This window comes from Catonella massiliensis (genome assembly GCF_016651435.1).
Taxonomy (GTDB): domain Bacteria; phylum Bacillota; class Clostridia; order Lachnospirales; family Lachnospiraceae; genus Catonella; species Catonella massiliensis.
The window spans coordinates 533,894-557,387 of the sequence record NZ_JAEPRJ010000001.1 but is presented as its reverse complement, the minus strand read 5'-3'; the positions used below and the strand labels follow the sequence as shown (position 1 = coordinate 557,387).

The 23,494-nt window shown below is 38.8% G+C and carries 27 protein-coding genes; all 27 read right to left on the bottom strand.

Going from position 1 to position 23,494, the window contains the following annotated elements:
* Positions 1–16: 16 nt before the first annotated feature.
* Entirely contained in the window at positions 17–3,898 is a 3,882-nt protein-coding gene (rpoB, locus tag JJN12_RS02440) for a DNA-directed RNA polymerase subunit beta (RefSeq protein WP_208428206.1), read from the bottom strand.
* 461 nt (positions 3,899–4,359) lie between these two features.
* Positions 4,360–4,638 carry a 30S ribosomal protein S18 gene (gene rpsR, locus JJN12_RS02435; protein ID WP_208428205.1) on the bottom strand — a complete coding sequence of 93 codons (279 nt, stop codon included), beginning with the start codon at positions 4,636–4,638 and terminating at the stop codon, positions 4,360–4,362.
* A gap of 18 nt (positions 4,639–4,656) precedes the next feature.
* Positions 4,657–5,103 carry a single-stranded DNA-binding protein gene (locus JJN12_RS02430; protein ID WP_208428204.1) on the bottom strand — a complete coding sequence of 149 codons (447 nt, stop codon included), beginning with the start codon at positions 5,101–5,103 and terminating at the stop codon, positions 4,657–4,659.
* Between the two features lie 21 nt (positions 5,104–5,124).
* On the bottom strand, positions 5,125–5,412 hold the full coding sequence (gene rpsF / locus JJN12_RS02425) for a 30S ribosomal protein S6 (RefSeq protein ID WP_208428203.1): 288 nt from the start codon (positions 5,410–5,412) through the stop codon (positions 5,125–5,127).
* A 179-nt stretch (positions 5,413–5,591) separates the two neighbouring features.
* On the bottom strand, positions 5,592–5,780 hold the full coding sequence (locus tag JJN12_RS02420) for a DUF951 domain-containing protein (protein ID WP_208428202.1): 189 nt from the start codon (positions 5,778–5,780) through the stop codon (positions 5,592–5,594).
* A 7-nt stretch (positions 5,781–5,787) separates the two neighbouring features.
* Complete coding sequence (locus JJN12_RS02415; RefSeq protein WP_208428201.1) at positions 5,788–6,846, bottom strand: type IV pilus twitching motility protein PilT; 1,059 nt, start codon at positions 6,844–6,846, stop codon at positions 5,788–5,790.
* 26 nt (positions 6,847–6,872) lie between these two features.
* Positions 6,873–7,349, bottom strand: a complete 477-nt coding sequence (locus JJN12_RS02410) for a hypothetical protein (RefSeq protein WP_208428200.1) — start codon at positions 7,347–7,349, stop codon at positions 6,873–6,875.
* On the bottom strand, positions 7,349–7,834 hold the full coding sequence (locus JJN12_RS02405) for a hypothetical protein (RefSeq protein WP_208428199.1): 486 nt from the start codon (positions 7,832–7,834) through the stop codon (positions 7,349–7,351). The genes JJN12_RS02410 and JJN12_RS02405 overlap by 1 nt, the downstream gene beginning before the upstream one ends.
* A gap of 20 nt (positions 7,835–7,854) precedes the next feature.
* A complete protein-coding gene (locus tag JJN12_RS02400) occupies positions 7,855–8,334 on the bottom strand; it encodes a DUF4860 domain-containing protein (protein ID WP_208428198.1) in 480 nt (159 codons plus the stop codon).
* A 1-nt stretch (position 8,335) separates the two neighbouring features.
* Positions 8,336–8,665, bottom strand: coding sequence for a hypothetical protein (locus JJN12_RS02395; protein WP_208428197.1), 330 nt, complete (start codon positions 8,663–8,665; stop codon positions 8,336–8,338).
* Between the two features lie 10 nt (positions 8,666–8,675).
* A complete protein-coding gene (locus JJN12_RS02390) occupies positions 8,676–9,719 on the bottom strand; it encodes a type II secretion system F family protein (protein ID WP_208428196.1) in 1,044 nt (347 codons plus the stop codon).
* A 150-nt stretch (positions 9,720–9,869) separates the two neighbouring features.
* A complete protein-coding gene (locus JJN12_RS02385; protein ID WP_208428195.1) occupies positions 9,870–10,109 on the bottom strand; it encodes an acyl carrier protein in 240 nt (79 codons plus the stop codon).
* A 136-nt stretch (positions 10,110–10,245) separates the two neighbouring features.
* Entirely contained in the window at positions 10,246–12,027 is a 1,782-nt protein-coding gene (locus JJN12_RS02380) for an HAD-IIIC family phosphatase (protein ID WP_208428194.1), read from the bottom strand.
* Position 12,028: 1 nt separating this feature from the next.
* The gene (locus tag JJN12_RS02375; protein WP_208428193.1) at positions 12,029–12,316 is read right to left on the bottom strand and encodes a DUF4160 domain-containing protein; all 288 of its coding nucleotides are present in this window, start codon (positions 12,314–12,316) and stop codon (positions 12,029–12,031) included.
* A complete protein-coding gene (locus JJN12_RS02370) occupies positions 12,309–12,542 on the bottom strand; it encodes a DUF7723 family protein (RefSeq protein WP_208428192.1) in 234 nt (77 codons plus the stop codon). The genes JJN12_RS02375 and JJN12_RS02370 overlap by 8 nt, the downstream gene beginning before the upstream one ends.
* Positions 12,532–12,804: a DUF7724 family protein gene (locus JJN12_RS02365; protein WP_208428191.1), complete on the bottom strand. Its 273-nt coding sequence runs from the start codon at positions 12,802–12,804 to the stop codon at positions 12,532–12,534. The genes JJN12_RS02370 and JJN12_RS02365 overlap by 11 nt, the downstream gene beginning before the upstream one ends.
* 54 nt (positions 12,805–12,858) lie before the next feature.
* Positions 12,859–13,596, bottom strand: coding sequence for an acyl-CoA dehydratase activase (locus tag JJN12_RS02360; RefSeq protein WP_208428190.1), 738 nt, complete (start codon positions 13,594–13,596; stop codon positions 12,859–12,861).
* A complete protein-coding gene (locus JJN12_RS02355) occupies positions 13,584–14,735 on the bottom strand; it encodes a 2-hydroxyacyl-CoA dehydratase family protein (RefSeq protein ID WP_208428189.1) in 1,152 nt (383 codons plus the stop codon). The genes JJN12_RS02360 and JJN12_RS02355 overlap by 13 nt, the downstream gene beginning before the upstream one ends.
* A 12-nt stretch (positions 14,736–14,747) precedes the next feature.
* Positions 14,748–15,698, bottom strand: a complete 951-nt coding sequence (locus tag JJN12_RS02350; protein WP_208428188.1) for a 2-hydroxyacyl-CoA dehydratase family protein — start codon at positions 15,696–15,698, stop codon at positions 14,748–14,750.
* Positions 15,698–16,405 carry a lipoate--protein ligase family protein gene (locus tag JJN12_RS02345; RefSeq protein ID WP_208428187.1) on the bottom strand — a complete coding sequence of 236 codons (708 nt, stop codon included), beginning with the start codon at positions 16,403–16,405 and terminating at the stop codon, positions 15,698–15,700. The genes JJN12_RS02350 and JJN12_RS02345 overlap by 1 nt, the downstream gene beginning before the upstream one ends.
* 11 nt (positions 16,406–16,416) lie before the next feature.
* On the bottom strand, positions 16,417–17,697 hold the full coding sequence (locus tag JJN12_RS02340; RefSeq protein ID WP_208428186.1) for a dihydrolipoyl dehydrogenase family protein: 1,281 nt from the start codon (positions 17,695–17,697) through the stop codon (positions 16,417–16,419).
* A gap of 1 nt (position 17,698) precedes the next feature.
* Entirely contained in the window at positions 17,699–18,061 is a 363-nt protein-coding gene (locus JJN12_RS02335) for a glycine cleavage system protein H (RefSeq protein WP_208428185.1), read from the bottom strand.
* A 60-nt stretch (positions 18,062–18,121) separates the two neighbouring features.
* Positions 18,122–18,586 (bottom strand): DUF3990 domain-containing protein, encoded by a 465-nt coding sequence (locus JJN12_RS02330; RefSeq protein WP_208430289.1) that lies wholly within the window; start codon positions 18,584–18,586, stop codon positions 18,122–18,124.
* Between the two features lie 58 nt (positions 18,587–18,644).
* Positions 18,645–20,399, bottom strand: coding sequence for an ABC transporter ATP-binding protein (locus tag JJN12_RS02325; protein ID WP_208428184.1), 1,755 nt, complete (start codon positions 20,397–20,399; stop codon positions 18,645–18,647).
* Between the two features lie 19 nt (positions 20,400–20,418).
* Positions 20,419–21,786 (bottom strand): sugar phosphate nucleotidyltransferase, encoded by a 1,368-nt coding sequence (locus JJN12_RS02320; protein ID WP_208428183.1) that lies wholly within the window; start codon positions 21,784–21,786, stop codon positions 20,419–20,421.
* Between the two features lie 40 nt (positions 21,787–21,826).
* Positions 21,827–22,891 carry a glycosyltransferase family 10 domain-containing protein gene (locus JJN12_RS02315; RefSeq protein ID WP_208428182.1) on the bottom strand — a complete coding sequence of 355 codons (1,065 nt, stop codon included), beginning with the start codon at positions 22,889–22,891 and terminating at the stop codon, positions 21,827–21,829.
* Positions 22,866–23,474 (bottom strand): acyltransferase, encoded by a 609-nt coding sequence (locus JJN12_RS02310; RefSeq protein WP_208428181.1) that lies wholly within the window; start codon positions 23,472–23,474, stop codon positions 22,866–22,868. Before JJN12_RS02310 ends, JJN12_RS02315 begins: the two co-directional genes overlap by 26 nt.
* Positions 23,475–23,494 lie beyond the last annotated feature (20 nt).

Genomic DNA, 23,494 nt, shown 5'->3' with positions numbered 1-23,494 from the left:
ATTTCACACAGTCAAATTAAAAGTCTTCGTTATCGTCATTACCATCGTAGTCTAAATCTAAATCCTCACCATCAAAATAATCCGGGTCTTCTTCATCCTGTATACCCTCTTCAAGCTCTTCAGGTGTACCGGTAGTGAAGCCGTTCTTTGCTGAAGCATCATCAAAAGTAAATGTATCCTCAGTCTCAATGAGTGGAGTAAGATCCTCGTCACCATACTCAACATTTTCCATCATCTTGATTTCGTTTCCGTCCTCATCAAGCACGGTAACGTCAAGAGCCAGTGACTGAAGTTCCTTAAGAAGAACCTTAAATGACTCAGGTATACCAGGCTCACTTATGTTCTCTCCCTTTATAATAGCTTCATAGGTCTTGACACGGCCAACAACATCATCAGACTTGATAGTAAGAATCTCCTGAAGGGTATATGCGGCACCATAAGCCTCAAGTGCCCAAACCTCCATCTCACCGAAACGCTGTCCACCAAACTGTGCTTTACCACCGAGTGGCTGCTGTGTAACCAGCGAGTAAGGACCTGTAGAACGGGCATGAATCTTATCGTCTACAAGGTGGTGGAGCTTAAGGTAGTTCATGAAGCCTACTGTAGCAGGTGAATCAAAGTACTGGCCTGTTCTACCGTCTTTAAGCCATACCTTACCGTCTCTTCCTATCTTTACACCCTTCCAGTCATTTCTGGAATCAAGATGTGTGAGCAGATAATCCATTACCTCATCACCAAGGTCATCTCTATATTTCTTTTCAAACTCGTCAAGAGGCATATTGATGTAGTCATTGGCAAGCTCAAGTGTATCGCCGATATCCTCCTCGTTGGCACCATCAAAGATAGGTGTGGATACCTTAAAGCCAAGTACCGTGGCAGCGAGGCTCAGGTGAATCTCAAGCACCTGTCCGATATTCATACGTGAAGGCACGCCGAGTGGGTTAAGTACTATGTCAAGAGGGCGCCCGTTAGGAAGAAAAGGCATATCCTCAACAGGGAGCACCCTTGAAACTACACCCTTATTACCGTGGCGTCCCGCCATCTTATCTCCTACCTGGATCTTTCTCTTCTGTGCAATATATACTCTTACGCTCTTCTTTACGCCGTGGGCAAGCTCATCGCCCTTTTCTCTTTCAAACTTCTTAGCATCTACTATGATTCCGTACTCACCGTGAGGAACACGAAGTGAAGTATCTCTTACCTCTCTTGCCTTCTCACCGAAGATGGCACGAAGTAAACGCTCTTCTGCAGTAAGCTCTGTCTCTCCCTTAGGAGTAACCTTTCCTACAAGAATATCTCCGGCACGGACCTCTGCACCTATTCTTATGATACCGTCTTCATTAAGGTCTTTAAGAGCATCATCACCTACACCAGGCACATCTCTTGTGATTTCCTCGTCTCCAAGCTTTGTATCTCTTGCCTCACACTCATATTCTTCTATATGAACAGAGGTGTATACATCGTCTCTTACAAGACGCTCTGAGAGAAGAACCGCATCCTCGTAGTTGTAGCCTTCCCAAGTCATAAAGCCGATAAGAGGGCTCTTGCCAAGACCAATCTCTCCACCCTTTGTAGAAGGACCATCTGCAATAACCTGCTTAGCTTCTACGTGGTCACCGTTATTAACTATAGGACGCTGGTTTATACAGGTTCCCTGATTACTTCTTGCGAATTTGAGAAGTGGGTACTCTGTTATTCTGTTGTCATCATCATTTCTGATTAAAATTCTATCTCCACAAGCGCTTACTACCACGCCTGCCTTCTCAGCAAGTACGCACACTCCTGAGTCTACTGCCACCTTTGCTTCCATACCTGTTCCAACCACTGCTGAATCAGTGAAGAGGAGAGGCACCGCCTGACGCTGCATGTTAGAGCCCATGAGTGCACGGTTCGCATCGTCGTTCTGAAGGAAAGGAATCATGGCAGTAGCTGCTGAAAATACCATCTTAGGAGATACGTCCATCAGCTCTACGTTCTTCTTGTCATAGGTAGAAGTCTCGTCCCTAAAACGGCCTGATACCGTGTTATTTATAAAATATCCATTTTCATCAAGAGGCTCATTCGCCTGTGCAACTATAAATGGGTCTTCCTCGTCAGCGGTAAGGTAAACCACCTCATCAGTTACCCTAGGATTCTCAGGATCTGACTTATCAAGCTTTCTATATGGTGCTTCAATGAAGCCGTATTCATTGATTCTTGCGTAACTTGCAAGCGAGTTAATAAGACCGATGTTAGGTCCTTCCGGCGTCTCTACAGGGCACATTCTTCCATAATGGGAATAATGTACGTCTCGAACCTCAAAGCCCGCTCTGTCTCTTGAAAGACCGCCAGGACCGAGGGCTGAAAGCCTTCTCTTATGTGTAAGCTCACCAAGAGGGTTGTGCTGATCCATGAACTGTGACAGCTGTGAGCTTCCGAAGAACTCCTTGATGGCCGCAGTTACAGGCTTACAGTTGATAAAGTCACCTGGGTTTGTATCATCTACAGCATCGCTTCCGATGCTTCCAAGCTTGTCGCGGACTGTTCTTTCCATTCTGGAAAGTCCGATACGGTATTGATTCTGAAGGAGCTCACCTACGGCACGGATACGTCTGTTACCAAGGTGGTCGATATCATCCTCTGTACCTATTCCACTCTCCAAATTGAAGACATAGTTAATAGAAGCAAATATATCTTCTCTTGTTATATGCTTTGGAATAAGGTCATTTATATGATTTTTAAGTTCACGCTTAAAGTCTTCACTCTCGAAGTCTCCGTTTGCAAGCTCCATAACTTCCACAAGCTTTGGATAGTAAACAAGCTCGGTGATTCCAACTTCTTCCTTGTCAAGTTCAGGAATGAATGCATTTATGTCAACCATGAGGTTAGATAGCACCTTTACATTTCTTTCCTCACCCTGAATAAATACGTAAGGAACTGCAGAGTTCTGAAGCTTATCAGCAAGCTCTGTAGTAATAACAGTACCTTTCTCACCGATAACCTCTCCTGTAGATCTATCCATCACATCCTCTGCAAGCGTATGTCTTACGATACGGTTGCGGAAGGCAAGCTTTTTGTTAAACTTGTAGCGGCCTACCTTTGCAAGGTCATAGCGCTTTGGATCAAAAAGCATGTTGTTTATGTAGTTTAACGCATTTTCTACAAGTAAAGGCTCACCCGGACGAAGCTTCTTATACAGCTCAAGAAGACCTTCATCAGAATTGGTAGAAACATCCTTAGCAAGGCTCGCCTGAAGCTTTGGTTCATCGCCAAAAAGCTCTTCGATATCCTTATTAAGGCTCACGCCGAGTGCCCTTATAAGTACAGTTATAGGCACCTTTCTATTTCTATCTACTTTTACATAAAATACATTGTTTGAGTCTGTCTCGTATTCAAGCCAAGCGCCACGATTAGGAATAACCTGAGAAGTATACAACTCCTTACCGGTCTTATCGTGTGCAATACTATAATAAATACCCGGGGAACGAACTAACTGGCTTACGATTACACGCTCTGCACCGTTGATAATGAAGCTTCCGGTATCTGTCATCAGAGGGAGCTCACCAAGGAAAACACCCTTCTGCTGAGAACGCACCTTCTTTTCTTTGATGTCAACCAACTCTACAACCACTTTAAGTGCTGCCGAATATGTTCCGTCTCTTTCCTTGCACACCTCGATTGTATGATTCTCCTTTGGCTCCAGGGTAAAGTCTACAAATCTTAATCCATAGCGCCCACTGTAATCCACAATCATAGAGATGTCGTCAAATACCTCTTTAAGTCCGTCAGTCAGAAGCCACTGATATGAGTTTTTCTGAACCTCAATGAGATTAGGCATTTCAAGAACTTCTTTCTGTCTGGCATAACTCATTCTAATTCCGTTTCCTGCTTTGATCGGACGAATTCTGTTTTTCTTCATTGACGTTTTCACCCCTTGATATTTTCTAAAATCTGCCGATAACCTATTATGAACTGATTCTCGGTATTTACTTCAACTACAGTTACACTTCTCTTAAGCATAGTTAAAATTATTTAAAATTCAGGATTTTAAACAAAAATCTAAGCATATTATTCAAGAAATGCAACTAAATGCTTGCACTTTTAAGTGGATTATGGTATAATAAGCATAGTTATCCATGTTCAAACATAATAGTGCATTTTTTATAATATCATTTTTTTTTCAAGGTGTCAAGCCTTGGATTTTTTCTTTTAAATTGGAATATTCATTGCAATCCCCCTAAGAGAGCTTTTATTGAACTATGAATTTAAAGAAATTTATTATTAAAATTTTATCTGCTTAGGAAATCAAAAAAAATTCTTAACCTGCAAAAAAGCTCCACCGCCTGATGTTTCAAACGATGGAGCTTACATTATACATTCTTATTCGCAAACGTATGGGATAAGAGCTAAGTGGCGAGCACGCTTAATAGCTGTTGTAAGTATTCTCTGGTGCTTAGCGCTTGTTCCTGTTATTCTTCTAGGAAGAATCTTACCTCTCTCAGAGATGAATTTCTTTAACTTAGCTGCATCCTTATAATCAAGGTTATCAAGCTCTTCAGGTGTCAAAGCACATACTTTCTTTCTTCTGTGCATTGGTCTCCTGCGTGGGAAATCACTTTTATCTTCTCTAGAACCTTTGTTGTCCTTATTGAATGACATAGTTCCTACCTCCTAATATTATTGAAATGGGAGAGTATTGTCGATACCGTCAGGGATGTTCATAAAGCCATCCTCAGGCATCATTGGTTCCTGATTACCGCCTGCAGGAGCACTCTGGAATGAACTTCCACCGCCCGCTGCGTTCTTGCTCTCAGCAAATTCTATCTCTTCTACAATAATCTGAACACTGTATACCTTCTGACCTTCTTTATTTGTATAGTTATCATTCTGGATACGTCCGGTAACTACTATCTTGGTACCCTGCTTAAGATACTTCTCTACAAATTCACCCTGCTTACCAAAAGCAGTACAGTTAAAGAAATCAGCGGTAACTGTATCTCCCTGTCTCTTAAATCTTCTGTCAACTGCAAGTGAAAATCTTGCTATAGCCATCTGGCTGTCACCCTGGGAATATCTAACCTCAGGATCTCTTGTAAGACGGCCCATTAAAATTACTTTGTTCATAAAGGAAAACCTCCTTCTTAGTTATGCTTCCTGTTTAACGCATAAAAATCTAAGAACGTTCTCCATAATACGGACACGGCTCTCAATCTCACTAGGAGCTGATGATTCAGCTTCAAAATGGATGAAATAGTAGAAACCTTCGCTCATCTTCTGAATATCATAAGCAAGTTTCTTCTTTCCCCATTCATCGATATCGGTGATAGTGCCGCCAAAACGTGTTACAAGGCCTTTAACATCTTCTACTACTTTGTTTCTTGCCTCGTCTTCGATTTTTGCATTAACAACTAAGGCTAATTCATATTTGTTCATAGTTGCTCTGCTCCTCCTTCTGGTCTTTTCCGGCCCTTTTATCTGCTAGGACGAGTAGCGTAAAAAGAGCAAGGATTTATTTTTTACATCACGAATATTTATTATGCCATAAAAAAAAGGATTTTGCAAGTACTAAAATCCTTTTTCACCAATTATTTTCTTCTAACTTAGGTTCTCCTTCAAGCATCTGACGCTTTTACCAGCTTTTTCGCACTCTTTTCGACTTGTTTTCTAGGAAGCATGACCTGTCTTCCACAGCCCAGACAGCTAAGCCTTATGTCCATGCCGGTTCTTATAACCTTCCAGTCATAAGAACCGCAGGGGTGTATTTTCTTTAGGGTAATTACATCATCAAGATTTATTTCCATAGGCCTCTTACCTATTACAAGCTCTACCAACCATCTCCTGATTGGTAGCAAAGTTGATAGCAGTCTGGCTGTCTATAAGTCCCTGTGTATAAAGCTCAAGTATACTTGAATCCATGGTTCTCATGTCTTCCTTACCTGAAGAGTAGATAACTGAATCAATCTGATGAATCTTATTATCTCTAATCATGGTCTTAATTGCACTGTTTGCCTTCATTATCTCAAAGGCAGGAAGAAGTTCATTGTTAAGCCCCGGTATCAGCTGCTGAGATACAACAGCCTGAAGCACCATAGAGAGCTGAACCCTTATCTGCTGCTGCTGTGAGGCAGGGAAGACATCTATGACTCTGTCTATAGTGTTGGCAGCCCCTATAGTATGAAGGGTTGAGAGGACAAGATGTCCAGTCTCTGCCGCTGTCATGGCTATATCAATGGTCTCATAGTCTCTCATTTCTCCTACAAGGATGACGTCAGGAGACTGTCTCATGGCTGCTCTTAGCGCAGAAGAATAGCTTTCGCTATCTATCTTTACCTCTCTCTGGCTTACTATGCTCTTCTTATGTCTGTGAAGGAACTCGATAGGGTCCTCAAGAGTGAGGATATGGCAGTTCCTGTTCTCGTTGATTCTGTCAATGATGTAGGAAATGGTTGTACTCTTGCCTGAGCCTGCTGCTCCCGTTACAAGCACGAGCCCTTTGTTAAGCTCTGACAGCTTCATTATGCTCTCAGGAATCCTCATGTCCTTATAGCTTGGCAGTTCAAAGTGAACCACTCTGATAACTGCACCGAAAGTACCTCTCTGTCTAAACACGTTACATCTAAAACGCCCAAGATTGGCAATAGATAGCGAAAAGTCATCGTCCCCCGTAGTCATGAAGTGGCTTAGGCTTCTGCCTGCCTTGTCGTAGATGCTGGTAATAATGTTCTCCGTATCAACCGGCATAAGCTTTGTCTCATCCATCTTCCTAATTGTGCCGTCAAGCTTAAAGGAAACAGCCTGTCCAACTACAAGAAAGATATCCGATGCATCTTCTTTTACCGCCCGTTCAAGGATATTCATTAACTCCATTTTAGACCTCCCATTATATCTAATAATTAATCGGTTATTTCAAGCTCGTATTGCAGGTCTTCCGATTTTGTTTTAGTACTCCATCTGTTAATTGTTGTTTCCTTGCCCGAAACACCAACCTCGACATTTAAGCTTCTCTCATCCTTAACTACACTATAACTGATAAGGAAAGGGCGGTCACCTTCGTACTTAATATCGCCAACCTCTACCAATACACCGCCATCATCCGGCTTAACATCTTTTAATTCTTTAAGCTTTGCAAGGTCCCCGGTTAGGTCTTCACTTGTTTTAATTATTTCATCAATCTTAGCATACACTCTCTCAGCCTCTGCATCCATTCTGTAATAGTTCCTTATGCTTTCGTCCGTCTTTGTCGAAAGCTTCTTTTCGTTAAGGGACGACTGGACTGCAAGTATAGCAAATATAGACATGGCAACAACAAGTATAACCAGTATAACCAAAGCCCCGCCTGAGTTTATTCTGCGTTTAATATTATTTATCATCATCTGCCGCCTTTTAGGTATTTTGCACCTTCAAGATGCACAATTACTATGTTATTATTGACGCCGTCATTTCTGTTGATAAAAGCATTTATCTCTCTAAGAGCTCCACTTCTTCTTGGTATATCCTTAAGCATAACCACAAGAGAATATCTCCAGTTAGTCTTGTAGGCCTTCTTCCAGTCCTTATCAAAATAAGCTTCTATTTGCTTTCCGGCCGCAGTCTTTACAACCTCACCTCCAAGCTCTTCTGCCGCATCCTCAGTGCTATATGCCTTGACAAGTTCTATCGCAGACTCTGCCTTTATAAGTCCTTTACTCAAATCATCTGCCTGTCTACTCATAGTATTGGCTGATGTGAAGAATCTTATTAGAAAAATGCTTATAATTGTAAATAGTCCAATCGCAATAACAAGCTCAAACACTGGAAGCATGACCCCCAGACCTGTTCTCGTATCCTTTGCGCTGTCCACGTTAAAAGAATTCATTATTCCTCCTTAAAGCCCATCTAAGCGGTTCTAAGTTTCACATACAGGGTTTCCGTACTCCCATCATCATCTATTGTAACCAGCTTAACAAGTCCGTCTTTTTCTGAAATTTCAAATGAATCTACGCTTAGTATGGAAAATCCGTCCTCAGGCTTAAACTTCATGCCTCTTGCACCTGTTATTTCATAAAGCTTTCCTTTGTAGAAATAAACTAAGGTATCAAAGATTTCCCCTTCTACATCCTCACTTAGAACCAGCGTCTTGAGGCCGTTCACTTCTTTGATTGCAATCTTTCCGACCTCGTCATACTGATTAATCTTCGTCTTAACATAAGACAGCGAAGTCCTTAGCTCGAAGCTGTCAAGATTCCTTTCAGCTATATTCTTATATACCGAAGCTCCCACACTGCCAAGCATCATAGCCGATATCCCAAACATACAGATTACGGCAAGCACGCAGACAGTATGAACCAGCCCCCTTTCACTCTTTTTATTCTCCATATTACCTCTTCTCATATACCTCTATGGTAGGCATAATATTTGACGCAAATGCATCGTAGTGGATATAATACTTGGATTTATCGTATTTTAACTTATAATTAGCTTCCATGTAGTCTACATTGGGAGGGTATATCCCCTCTATGGAGTAACACTGTACGGCAGTCCTTACAGCCGCCTCACGGGTAAGCTTTATTCCCTGCTCACTTCCAATGTTGCCCATGTAATAAATGCCCGCAACCAAAACCGCCAAAATAACCACTACAAAAGAAACTGTCTTAACTGCCACGAGCCTCTCAGCCCTTCTTGCCTTAACATTTACAAAACTCTTCATATACCGCTCCTTAGCCTATAGATGCGATTACACTCATCAAAGGCATCATAACCGATATGAGTACTGCACCGACAATAATGGAAAGTACCACTACAAGTACGGTTTCTATAATCGAAGCAAGAGAGTTTAGTCTCTGGTTAATATCTGCGTCAAATCTTCCTACAAGCTTAAAGAGAATGGAATCTCCTGAGCCGCTCATCCTAGCCACACCAAACATTTTGGAATGAAGAGAATTGAGAAGGTCTGCCTTCTTAAATGCTTCTTCAGGCTTTTCATCTGCCTCAAGCATGGCTATACATTTATCTATCTTAGCTAAAGTCTTTTTATTCTCTACTACTTTTGAAGCATTTTTAACTGCCTCTGTCATTTCCATACCTGCGGAGTTCATTACCGCAAGAGTAGCAAGGAACTTACCTATGCTTATTCTATCTGCAAGCCCTGCTGATATAGGATTGTTGTCTATTATGTTGGTAATAACTGCACTTCCACCCTTAAATCTATACCACGCAAGGCTGATAAGGAGAAGAGCAAGGAGAACAAGCACTACACCTACAATAATCTTAGAAACGAGGATACTTGTGTTCATAAGTTCTATGGTTGTACCTGTACCACCGTCAAGCTCGAGGAAAATATCCTCAAACATAGGAAGAATCTTCCCAACCAAAACCAAAAGTATGACAGCCATCATACCAAGAAGCACAGTTGGATAACTGATTACGCTTCTGATGCTGTTCTTAACGAGATTCTCTCTCTCATAGTAGTCCGATAAAGAGCGCATAATCTCTTCAAGTTTACCTGTCATCTCGCCAATTCTAACCATTTCACACATATAGGTTGGAAATGAGCCGCTTTCTTTAAGTGCTTCACTAAAAGCCATTCCTGACTTTACATTGTCAGCAACCTTCTTTAATACATCTTTAGTCTTACCTTCATCCATTTCTTCATAGAGAATGTAGGCACCCTCATATACAGGAATACCTCCATTTAGTATCATGGCAATCTGATCACAGAAAATGGATATTTCTTCCGGCGAAAATACTATTGTCTTAGACATATTATTCTCCTTAAATATTATTTGGCAAACTTCCAGATAACGTAAACATACATGCTCATTCTATAACAATCTTTAACTGAAAGCAAGGAAAAAGTGGAACTTACCTACCCAAAGGATAAGCAACTCCACTAATTCTAAGCATTTACGCGATTAATTGAGTCTGCCGATTATTATATCGACCATTTCCCCAACATTCTTCATCTTATTTACTTCACCAATATTAAATTTTATTCCGAATTTGTTCTCAACCGCCACTATAAGATTGATATGTTCAAGGCTGTCCCAATCCTCTATATCATCTGCTGTAGTAGAATCTGTGACAGTAATCTCCTCATCAAATACATCACTGAATACCTCATTTAATCCCTCAAAAATTTCTTCTCTGGTCATCTTATTTTCCTCCATTTATAAAATTTTGTTATAACTAAACCTTATAGCAAATATTTGACACCAACAGGCATGTAATAGCCCTGTGCCACATTAGGTAATCCTTACAAGGATAACCGTATTTTAAGATAATGTCAAACTAATACTGCAAAGTAATCACATTATTTTTGTTCTTGTAATCATCAGTTATGTCAAAAATCCACTCTGTATTGCCATTTTCGTCCTCAGATACCTTGGTAAAGCCCTGAAGTTCATAGAAGTCACGCACCATGTTATTCTTCGCTGTAGGGTAATAATAACCCTTAATCTGCTTCACTCCTTTTTCCTTGCACAACCTTACAAGCTCATCCATCATGGCAAACTCCATATCACGCTTAAGCACGCGGCAGCTCATAAGCCAGAGGTCAATGTGGCAGACTTCACCAACAATATGGCCAATGACAATGGATACTACTCCGTTGTCTCCAAACTTGTCCACAAGCTTTCCATAAAGAGGAATATAGGCTTCATCCTCCATTACCTCTTCAATCTCAGTCTGGGTATAGCGCTTTGTAGTTAGGTTGAACTGGTTGCTCTTGTTGGAGAGCTGTGAGATTCTAGCTGTGTATATAGGCTCAAATCTCTTAATCGTTCCAACCATTTCAAGGGAGATGAGATAATCCTCGTAGTTCTCAAAAGAAGCCTGAAGCTTAGCCCTTTTTACATTCTCCTTATACATCTCATTGCGGCTTAAATCGTCTTTTGAGAGGTTAGTTACCTCAAAGAAGCCCGAGCGGTCTAGTGTCTGGATGTAGTTATGAGCCTCACCTATCTCAGGAGCCCGCACTCCCTTAAGGTTTCCTGCAACTATCGCCCTCTCGGCAGGGTTGTCATCTACAAATACCAGACTCTCAGGAAGTAAAGTAAGGCTCTCAGCTATAGCCGCAAAGTTCCTGTCTTTTGGCTCCCAGTTAGCCCTTATCTCTATGAAGTCATCAGGTTTTAGCACTCCGTCAGGATGGTTAAGCCCTGCTATAGCATTTTCTTCTTCGTTTTTAGAAGCCACATTTAGCACAAGACCAAGGTCCTTATGCTCCTTGATATAGCTCTGAAACTCGGTGTATACCTGCCCGCCCGACTCCTCAGGCCCTATCTCAAGGTTGTCTACTCCGTCATCACCTACTATGCCTCCCCAGAGAGTATTGTCAAGGTCAAGCACAAAGCCTTTTTTGTTCTTACCAAGGAGAGACTTTATTATATTTGCCACATTGTAGGAAAGATACGGGATGGCCGCCACATTTAGGGCATACTTATACATATACCAATAAAACGGCTCCTGCCATTTCTTAAGACCGTAGTCCGCAGATATGTAGTTGATATCGCAGATATAGAAGTTATCGTGCTCCCTTGCATACTTATAAAACTCTTCGTTTAGCCTGTTGATGAAGTTGATTTTACCATGTATGTCACTGGCCTCCTTATTGCCCATAAGGCGGTAGAGAGGCATTTCAAAGTTATTTTGAATAATAGGGCAGTGATACTTCTCCTCTAATTTCTCCCACATTGAGGTGAATTTTAGCATTTCACTCTTAATAAGCTCGTCTATGGTTTCAGGAGAATCGCTTATCTTAGGATAATCTGTGATATTCCTGTTGGTGGTATGGATGTATATTATCTTAGGGGCAAAGCTTTCAAGCTCCTCATTAGGAAATACAGCATCCTGATAATAGCGGTTGTACTCAGACTCGTAGAATGAAGGCTTTATGCCGTAGTCAAGCAGGAAAAGCTCCATAACAAGCTTGATGTCGTTGGTAGTGGAGCCTCCTAAGATGGCTATCCTTGTATCCGTAAAGCCGGTACCCGCTTCAAGGAGCTCCTTTTTTATTTTCTTTTTCTTTGAGAGTATGTAGTTCTCATCAAAGGGGTAGGTAAGTTCTTTCATATCATTCTCCTTTCTCACCGTAAAAACCAGTATCAGACATTTCTCTCCACTTGAGGTACATTTCCTTATAGTGGTGTTTGATAAACAATCTGATTTCTCTAATTTCTATTTCAGTTAGATGCCCCCTGTTCTCTACAGTTGTATCTCCATTATTTTTTACAAAAAACTTCGCAGACCCTGTTCTTGTTAACTTCCTATCGCTAGCATGCACATGCATAGCCTCGATTACGCAGTGTGCAGTATAATATAGATAGTAGCCACAAATTTTAAACTCATAGTATTTAGGCATATGCTTTTTCCTCAATAAATTCTTTATCCTGAAAATAATAATCAAGCACAATTTGGCTTTCAATGTCATCCATATTTGTCTCAACAATTTTGTCGTTATAGATTACCGCAGCATGGCTTAAATTATTTAAGTTTATTACACGAATATAGCCCTTATCTTTAGTATAGGCATATCCATTAACTATCAAGTCTGCTTTATCTGCTATTCCTTTAATATCAAGATGCATATTCAATTCTAACCTCCTTTATAGGCTCTAAAAACTTGTCTACATCATAGTATAGATTTTCCAATATAGGTACCAAGTCAATATATTCCTCTACTTCACCAACCCCTTTATATTCTGCATTAACCACGATGTAACCATGATCCCATTCCATAATTTTAGTATATCTCTTAAGTCTATCTGATGTTGCAAATTTAATTCTATCTTTGTTAAATTCAAATATAGTATATTCGCCTTCGCTTGTTAATATAGCATAATCGTTCATAACCAAGTCCTTTCCCTGAAAAGTTATTTATTTTCCATATTAAGCTTTTGTCACTTACCTTTCCATCAAGGCACAGCCAATTGCTGAAAGATAGGAACAATTAGGTGCGACAACACAGTCACATTCTAGGGCGTTTTCTGCGTAGTTACTAAATCCCGGAATCTTTGTGAAGCCACCGGAGAGTAAAATTTTGCTTCGTTTAACCTTTTTTAGAAGTAACTTTGCCTGAATAAGGATATGCCATATTACTCCCCTAACAATGTCATCTTCATCCACATTATCTGCTAGAAGTGTTACTATCTCACTACTAGCAAATACAGCACATACAGATGAGAGTTTAAGAGGGGTTGTGTCTATTCCGGTAAGGTCTATTTCCGAAAAGTCCTTTTCCAGCATTCTAAGCACATTTGCCAAAAACATTCCACTTCCTGCAGCACATTTACCATTGATAAAGAACTCTTTTAGTCTTCCGTTTTCCTGCCTTATTATCTTGGTATCCTGACCACCTATATCAAGGATAATATCAGAGTCAGGGACAAGGAAATGCCCTCCAAGAGCCAGCGCTGTAAGTTCATTTATGTTCTTAAGCGCCTGTATATTTTTCTTTCCATATCCGCAGGAGACTATATTGGATGATGGATAGCTTTCTGTAAGCTCATCTAACTTTGCCTCAAAGTATTCTTTTTGTCTTATAGGCGTTTTTTCAGAAAAAAGCTTAGTTATATCATTTTTCTCATTCATAATACAGTACTTAGTATATGTAGAACCTATATCTATACCTATTTTATGCATAAATTTTCCCTTAATATATCTATCCTAAGCTCTGCCCCATCAATCCTTAAAAACTCCCTATCCACCATATCCATCTCTATCTCTGCCTGTGGAACTTCTATATTTCTGGCTGAAATATAGTCACACTTACAGCTTTTATTGTGTAAGGTGATGGTGCATACTGCACCCGACTCCTCTATAAGAGACTTAAGCCTTGAATTTCTAGTCTTCTGGCTTAAGTTCAAAAATGTATAATTATATGCGTTAAAGAGTTTTTCAAAGGCATTGTCACCTGAATATTCAAGAATCCACCAAGTAATATAGTTGGAGCCGGTTATTCTAATGTTATCCAGTGCCTCATCAAAGTATCTGTTTGGATGATACCAAAGCGGATACCCTGTCCAAAATGCCTTGATTTTGTTATCCTCAGGCTGGCTCTCTTCACTTTTTAAGTCTTCCAGCAATACCCTGTACAGTTCCTCAGTCTCAGGCTTGCAGCGTGAAGTGATAAGAAATGAAATATCATCAAAAAGCGTGGTTATAGGAAGATTTTTCTCCATCCTAACCTTTATTATCTCTTTCCACACCTCAGTACATCTTACGCTATTATCTATTAGTTTTAATAAAATATCCATATCAAGCTTATTACCACTTAGGTCTTCCAGTACCCCAATAAGCTCTTTGTGCTGTTTGGCCACATAAGTGCAGGCGGTCTCTTTATCACAGGTCTCACCTGGATAATCAATGACAACAAGCGGAACATTAAATCTCTTTGCCAGTATATTCCACCAATTTGGCAGGGTATTACACTGATTGTTGGTTGCTATGAGTATATCAGGAGTTGGCGGGACTCCTCTTGGTCCCTTTTCCGTAACGAGGCAGCCCTCTATGCAACACGAATAAGAACAACAATCTCTTGAAAGCCCTTCATTTTCACTTTCTTCAAGCAGAGGCTGTTCTTTTCCACTTGCTGCTATAACCGCCGCATAGCTTTCAGGATAATAGTAATAAATATCTAGCGCCTCAAGAATTTCAACAGGTGCAAATGAAGTTACCCAAGCAACCTTTTTATCCGGTTTTTTACCTTTGGCGTACTTTGAAAACCATTTATAATAATCTCTAAGCAATCCTGCCTGGAGTGCCGCTATTGACTGTTCCATACACTCTCCAATCTATAACAAATCTGAAAATGCCTCAAGCTCTAATTCCGACTTCCCACTGTCTTTAGAGTCAGCAAGGCTTATTCTAACAATATTTATACCTCTTTCATCAGCCATCTTTTTATACACTGAAAACAAGTAATCATAGGGTTCACAATACTTTTGTGATATGTAGATTATCCCCTTTACTCCCTTATTCTCCATCTCGCTAAAGTCATTTTCAAGTATTGCAGAAAAATTATCCTGAGTAGGGGAGAGCCTGTTCTTTAATATACTGTCCGCTATACAGTTATATATATCATCACCATTAGGACAGACAGGCTTCATAGACGCAAGTCTGCCTGATTCAGGAAGATTGTCTCCAACTACTTTCATCCCAAGTCTTTCAATAGTTTCTGCTATCTTTTCATTAGCAAGAAATGAACCAACAACATATACCTTTTTGTCTGTAGATTCCCTCTCAGTAAACTCTATATCTTCTGCCTGTTTTTCAAGTGGCTCTGAAAGTAATTGATGTATCTTACTCAAATACTCGTGATAAGAAATCCTGTCAAGCTTATCATAAGCCACTTTAATCCAAACATTTCGCTTATTGATAAGCTCTATACGCCTCTCTATACTATCTGTAGTTAAGCTAACCTTGTAATGCTCTTTAAGAGCTTTAGTATAACTTTTCAATATTTCAGCAAAGTACCGTATGGCTAAATCATCCTGTCTGGCAGGAATATTAATCTGATAGATAAATTTATTAGTTTCACTTAGGTATGAGCCTATTATTCTGCTGCTATCACAACTTTTGGGAAATACTGCTCCATCGATACTGTCGTCTTTTATTACCTGCGATATGTAATCAGCAGCATAACCACAGTACTGAGCAATATTATACTCACCATCAAAACCTGTAAATCTAACAACATCGCATATATGCTCAGGAACAAATCCCGATAAAGCAAGTATCCTCATTACAGCCCCTTTCCTTCCAAAATCCACTCATCATTTTCAAAAATCTTCTTATATTCTTCCACTTTACTTCCTTCCGGAATTTCATCTATACTAACCGCATTTGTAGCCTTTATCATAGCTTCCTTCATGCTCTCTACCGTTATTTTATCTGAGATTTCGGAAAGATTGACTACTCTTGATTCCACACTTTTTACATGGTTTCTCTCAAGCTTGCTTATATCAGGAGTCAGGTATTTTGACAATTCCTTAAAATCTGAATTTATCAAAATAGTTCCATGCTGACACAGTACATCATCTTTTACATAAAAAGCATTGCCACTGAACTTTTTATCATCTACTGTCAGGTCATTTCTTCCGTTAAACTCTGAAACTATGCCAAAATAACCAAGTGCCTCCTTAACAATCCTCTGATAAGTATGTTCTTTAGCTATACTCTCTTTACAAATGATTGAAAAATTTAAGTTGCCCAAGTCGTGATAAACCGCACCTCCGCCTGATGGTCTCCTTGCAAGAGTACCTCCATCCTTGATAAACTCATCAACCTTACACTCGGCATAAGCATTCTGATTCTTCCCAATGACTATGGTGTGGGAGTTCTGCCAAAGATATAGAATTACCGTATCCTCATCCACAAAATCAAATAAGCTTCTTTCAAGTGCCAGATTATAATACGGACTTGTATTTTCTGAACAAATATACTTATACACCTTGTTTACCTCTAGTTTCTTATTAGTTTAGCCAAAGCTTCTGTTACTGCCTCATAAAAGGTAGGATGAGCTCTTGTAGAGCCTTCAAGTTCAGACACTGTAATACCATTGTTTATCGCCAGAGCTAATTCTCCAACCATATCACTTGCTCTTTCGCACATAAGCTCTGCACCTATTATCTTCTCAGTATTTTTATCAGCTATTATCTTGATAAATCCCCTGTCTGTTGAACCTATGACAGTCCTGGCATTGGAATACATCGTCTGCTTTGAACTTATGTAATCTATCCCCGCTTCCTTTGCTTCACTTTCAGACAGACCAACTACAGCTACTTCAGGCATAGTATATATACACTGAACCACTGCACTTTTTTTGGTAGTTTCTCCTGCTATAAACCTTACCACCTGCTTTGCTTCTTCCATAGCAACATGGGCTAGCTGTGAGCTATGCCAGATAACATCACCTACAGCAAATATATTTTTAGTTTTGGTTCTGTAGTATTCATCAACTACTATTCCCCCATCATCGGCTATGCTTACAAGGCCTTCATCTACGCCTTCTAGATTAGGCTTTCTTCCAAGCACTGATAAAACGGTAGCTGAGGTCAGGTCAATGTCAGCAAAATCAGCCTCTGTATGTATCTTAACTCCATTTTTCTTTAATACACTGCTGACTGAGGTTGCTATCTCCTTGCTCCACTTGCGAAGAATACGCTTCCCCCTTATGTATATATCCACCTGTGTGCCTAAGCTACTAAAAATATCAGCAAATTCTACTGCAGATACTCCACCTCCAAGGATTATAAGCTTATCAGGCAAATGCTTGAGGCTAAGGAGTTCATCTGTATTTATACAGTGAACAAAGGGCTTGTCCGTATTCTTTGAGCCAGTTGCAATAATTATATGTTCTGCTTCAAACACTTCGCCATTACAGCTAATATGAGTCTCATCAAGAAGCTTAGCCTTTCCTTTTACAATGGTTATCTTACTTTGTAAGAGATTATTTGTGAGGTCCTCTCTTAGCTTTGATACTATATTTTCAGATTCATCCACAGTTTTTTCATAGTCTAAGCCTGTAGGCTCTACGCCAATCCCATAGCGCTTTGATTCATTTATATTGCTGTAAAGTTCTGCTACATGAGAAAGATACTTTGTCGGTACACAGCCTCTATTTAGACAGGTCCCACCAAGCATATCCATCTCAAACAGCAATACGCTAAAACCATATCTGACAGCTTCAAAAGCAGCACTATAGCCTGCAGGTCCTCCACCTATGATAGCAATTTTATACATTTTATAATCCCTTTACATATTCTAAATACTCTTCTTCTGTCATTAAATCTTCCGGTTCTTCTTCTACCTTTACCTTAAACAACCAAGCTTCCTCACGCTTAAGGGTTATCTTTTCAGGATGATCTGCTACTTCTTCATTTACTTCTACAACCTCTCCTGATATCGGACAGATTATATCAGTTACAGTTTTAATGCTTTCTACGTCTCCCACAGCATCACCTGACTGAACCTCATCCCCTTCTTCAGGGAGATTAAGAAACATAATATTGCCAAGCTTTGTGATGGCATAGTCTGAAAAGCTTATGGTGTAGATACCATCCGCTACAGTAAGCTTTAGGTGGGTTGTAGTGTAGTATGTTGTCATTTTGATTCCTCCTGTTTCTTGGTGGTAATGTACAAGTATTGTGTGTAATTTTTATTGATATTATTCTTCATTAGTTACTTCTCTTCCACTTATAAAGGTCAATGTAGCAAGTGCTCGTGCGGAATGAAAACTAATCTGATGAGTTGGTCTATTAAGTTTCGCTAGAGTCCAAAACGCCTCTCTGCTTATCTTTTTATCAGCAAAATCCTGAACATAGTTAAATATCGTATCATTTGCCATAGGTCCTTCCACAATGTCAAAATTATGAGGTTTTCCCAGTCTGCAATCTACTATAAAATCAAGCCACTCTTCACTCATATCGGTGAATTGCTTAATATTTAACTCATTATTAGGGACATAGTCATATTCACTTATAAATCCTTTTCCATCAAATCTTGTAGCCCACCTTATAGCCTGACTTTCAATATTGGTACAATAAAATCCAAAATAGAAGTCTTTATTGTACCTTTGTAGTCTAATCTCTGGAAATTCTACTATTTGCTGGCTACTATGGTAAAGTATCAGTTTGTTTTCCATCTTATCTCCTATCACGGTTGCTAGGTTTCACTCCATCATTTTTGTCTCATAAATTCTCTTCAACTATCTTTCCATCTCCAACCCTGTAAACCATATCACACTCTTTTATTGTCTGTAGTCTATGTGCAATAATTATCATTGTTTTCTTACCATGTAAGCCGTTAATGGATGACATAACAGCAGCTTCCGTTTCACTATCAAGTGCAGAAGTTGCCTCATCAAATACAAGAACTGCTGGGTTTGAGTACAATGCCCTTGCTATACCAATTCTTTGTTTCTGTCCACCGGATAGGCGCATTCCCCTTTCACCAATCTGGGTATGAATTCCATCTTTTAGCCCTCTAACAAAGTCTTCAAGCTGAGCCTCTCTAAGAGCCTCCCAAACCCTCTCTTCATCCTGTTCTTCTTTTTTTACACCAAAAGCCACATTACTTTTAATATCGTCATCTAACATAAATATACTTTGTGGGATATAGCCTATGTTAGATAGCCACTCTGAATAATGCTCCATTACATTGACGCCATCTGCAAGTACTTCGCCTTCATTGGCAAGCAAAAGCCCTAGCAATATATCAACTGCTGTGGTTTTACCAGATCCTGATGCCCCCACTATACCAATTGATTTACCTACCGGGATTATCATATTAGCCTTATCTAAGATTAGTTTATCTGAATTCTGGTAGTGATATACTATATCTTTCAGTTCTATTTTATCATTAAAAGTCAAGACTTTTACAGTCTTATTTGAATTATTTTTTCTATAAGATGAATATTTTTTCTCATCCTCTTCAAACATCTCAATATCTTCTAGTAACTTGTTCAATGAAGGCAACTGAAATACCACCTGATTGATGCCTGCAACTATCCTATTTGCACTTGGCATAAGCTTCATAGCTGCCATCGCAAAGGCCCCTAGTGTAGGAACCAAAGTTTCTATTTCTCTTCCCTTATATATCATAAATGCTATAAATGCTAAAGTTGAGCATACAGAAACCATTTCTATCATAAGTCTCGGAATATTGGAAAACACAGTTCTCCATTTTTCTGCACTTATATATTTTTTACCGCTTATTTCAAAATTAACCCTAAAGAAATCTTCTTTTCCACCAACCTTAATTTCTTTTATTCCCGTTATGCCTTGTATTAACCACTTATACATAAGAGAATTATTAATTAACTGTTCTTCTCCCTTCTTTTTAAGCACGGGTTTTACTAGCTTTGCTATGGCAATCACAACAACAGACATCATTACTATTACAAATGTAGTCATAAGCGGATCAATTATAAAAATAGTTATAGATATAGCCACTGCTACTACTGCCTCGGTAAACATCCCAAGTACTGTGGTCAATAGTGCATAGGTTGCAACAACATCTGATTGTATGACTCTAAGGATTTCTCCTGATTCAGCACTTAGAAAAAATTCATAAGGACGGTTAAGAAAACCACTCAACATTTTCTGCTGCATAGCGAATTGATTGTTACATACAAATCTAGCCTGAATATAGTACTGCATCATTAAGAAGAAATCCTTAAAGATAAACACACAAATAACCACAATTATGCAAACAATCACGAATGTCCTATGTGAATGTAAATCTAAAATATTGCATATATATGCAATATACTTGTTGCTGGTTATTATATCAGGTTGCATTATAGCAGTAATAAGAGGTAACATGAGCGAAACTCCGATTACCTCTAAAAATGCGCCTATTACAGTTACTAATCCTAGTACTGCTAAGCGGCTTTTTTGCTTAGCATTTAACAGTTTGTTAAATTTTCCTAATACAGAAAACATATTCACTCCATTCAAGCTCTTATGATAATTTCTTGTTTACATCAAAATAATTCTGCATAATATCTTCCCAATTAAATAAGGCTCTTTCAACATCATCTCTTTCCAAATTGCCTAGAAGAACCTCGATATACACAAGTTCTTTACTTCCCTTTATTGCGTGAAACCTTCCGGCTTCAAGTGTAACCGAAACTCCAGGGGTGAGTTTCAAGATACAGTCTTCAGTTACAAGTAACCCCTCACCTGAAAGTACTGTTATAATCTCATCATGTTCAGTATGCCTATGATACGAGGTATGCTTACCTGATGACACCTTCACCTTATTTGTGCATACTCCTCTTCCACCTTCTTCTGACCTATCTATAGTTTTGATTGTGCCCCATATTCTTTCCTCGTACCTAGGGGATATCTTTATTCTATTCAAACTGTCCTTTAGGTATGAACTTCTTTCTTTATCGGCTACAAGAATTCCATCATAGGTTGCTGACACTATCAGATTATCTGCTCCCATGACAATTAGTGGAATATCCAAAGTATTAACTACATGTGTAGCACTTGAAGTATCATCAATGTATACGTCGCCTATGCTATCTACATCCATTTCTTCAGTGAGTGTATTCCAAGTTCCTATGTCTTTCCATATGCCACTATACTCTATAGCTATTTTACTGCCACTTTTTTCAAGTACCTCATAGTCAAAGCTGATTTTAGGTAATTTCTCATAGCTTGCTTTTACATCAGAATAGGAGAAATTTATACCATATTTTAAGCAGTACGCCTTAATCAGTCCAAGCTTAAAGCAAAACACTCCGCAATTCCATAAAGCCTTCTGTGCTAGTAACTTTTTAGCTTCCTCTAGTTGTGGCTTTTCCTTAAAGCCTTTTATATCAAAATAACCATCTTTCTGGTCTCCTGGAATTATGTATCCATATTTTTCGGATGGATAGGTCGGGATTGCTCCCATCAAAGCGATATCACTTCCACTTTCGTTTAGTTTTTTTGCAAGCAATTCGAAGTTCTCAAAATAATCCCTTTCAACATAAGGATCTACAGGCATTACAATTACTACTTCATCCTCATTAGAGCCCTGTTCATATAGCCAGGAACAACCTAGTAGAATGGCAGGGAATGTGTCTTTCCTAGATGGTTCTACAGCAATCTTTGTCTTGCTTCCAAGCTGACTGTAAATAATGTCCTTCTGCGCCTCACTTGCTATAATTACTGCATCATCTGATTTCCCGACAGATTTAAGCTGGGAAAACACTCTCTGCAACATAGACTGTCTACCATCTTCTCCAGAAAGCACCTTAATATACTGCTTTGAGCAAAAGTCATTTGACAGAGGCCATAGCCTCTGTCCTGAACCACCAGATAAAAGTAATATTTTCAACGCTTACTCTCCTATAAAACAATAATGTAATTTTAAAAAATCACTTAAATAACTTGTATAGTAAATATTTTATATCGAATATAAAGTATTCAATCATAAATTCTACTATACCTTTAGGCTTTATTTCGAATACTTCAGAATTTTCATTTTTAGCACTCAAGTAATCAAAACACTCTATCCATTTTGAGGGACTAAAAATTTCAATCTCCTCAGTATTTAGTATAAACTGTTTTATATTGTTAATATACTCCTTATACATTGTATTAGGCATATTCTCAAGATAAGCATATAAATCATCATAACTATTAAACTTATTGTAGTTAATAAAACACGATTGCGGAATATAATCTGTTATATTAGGGGCACCCTTATATATCGGTACAACTCCCGAAGTGAGACAATCCATTATTTTTTCAGATAAGCAATCTACCACTGAGGCATTTTCAATACACAGCGCAAATTTAAATTCTTGATAAACATCCTTCTTATTTCCACAGGTTCCGCCATATGTTATATATTTATTTTTTTCCCACCCATTTCCATAAAACATAAATTTATCCGGATGATTATTCTCAAACCATTTAATTATTTTCTCCCTCTCTGTATACAGTTCTCCCTCAACAAGTGATGTTTTATTAGCTGTAATATTAGTTAATAATTTATGCTTATCTGCAGTATTATAAAACACATTGGAATCAACATCAATTTTCCAGTTATACGGAATATTCAACCAAAATACTCTGTTATCGTCAACAAGATTTTTATTCCAAGTCATTATATATTTAAATCTTCTTAAAATTCTCTCAACACCTTCTTTATTATGTTGTGGGTTTACTACCTCAGGTTCAAGCATCCAATATACTGATTTATTAATCAGTTTATTTTTTAATACTAAACCATACCATTTATATGACCAAGCATACCATCCAATAAATATGATCCAATCAGCATTTAGCAAATCATTTTCATCGGAAATTAGTTTAATTATGGAGCCGTCATTTCGTCCATTAAGTACAGTTTCAATATCTTTTAAGCTAATCCATTTATCAGGATATCTTCTTTCTTCATTCCATCTTAAATCAGGTGGTAAAATTACTATTTTCAATCTTTACCCCCATATTAGAAATTTTACTCTTTAAAAAGAGCTCTTCGTATTCTAAAGTCTTACGATTTCTTTCATCAATCCTTCGTGCCGGACTTCCAAAATAAACTGACCATGGTTTCGCCTTTTTATTCAAGAGACTCATTGCTCCTAGTACAGAACCTTCATACATATACGCCTTAGGTAATAAAACACTTTTTATGCCAACGAGGCAATGTTTTTCCATTACCACATTTCCAGAGATTATCTTACAATATTCCTTAGGTACTGTAGGATTCGTCAATGTACCGCCATTGAAATCATCACTTCCTGCATATATGGTTGCGTAACTTCCAAGCCCTGTGAAGTCCTTCATAGTTACACTTCCTCCTCCTGTACCATGGATACTGGCAAAAGGAGATATGTGTATATAGTTTCCAAGTGTAATATCACCAACTAAAATACAAAAATCATCTATTCTAACATTACTTCCGATTGAGATTTTTTCAGGCATATAAATGCAGGCTTTTTCACTTATAAGAACATTTTCTCCCACACTCTTTAGCCCTAATCTCTCTATTCCTGCCGTATCCAAATATCCATTCATATTGCTCTCCTAATACAAGT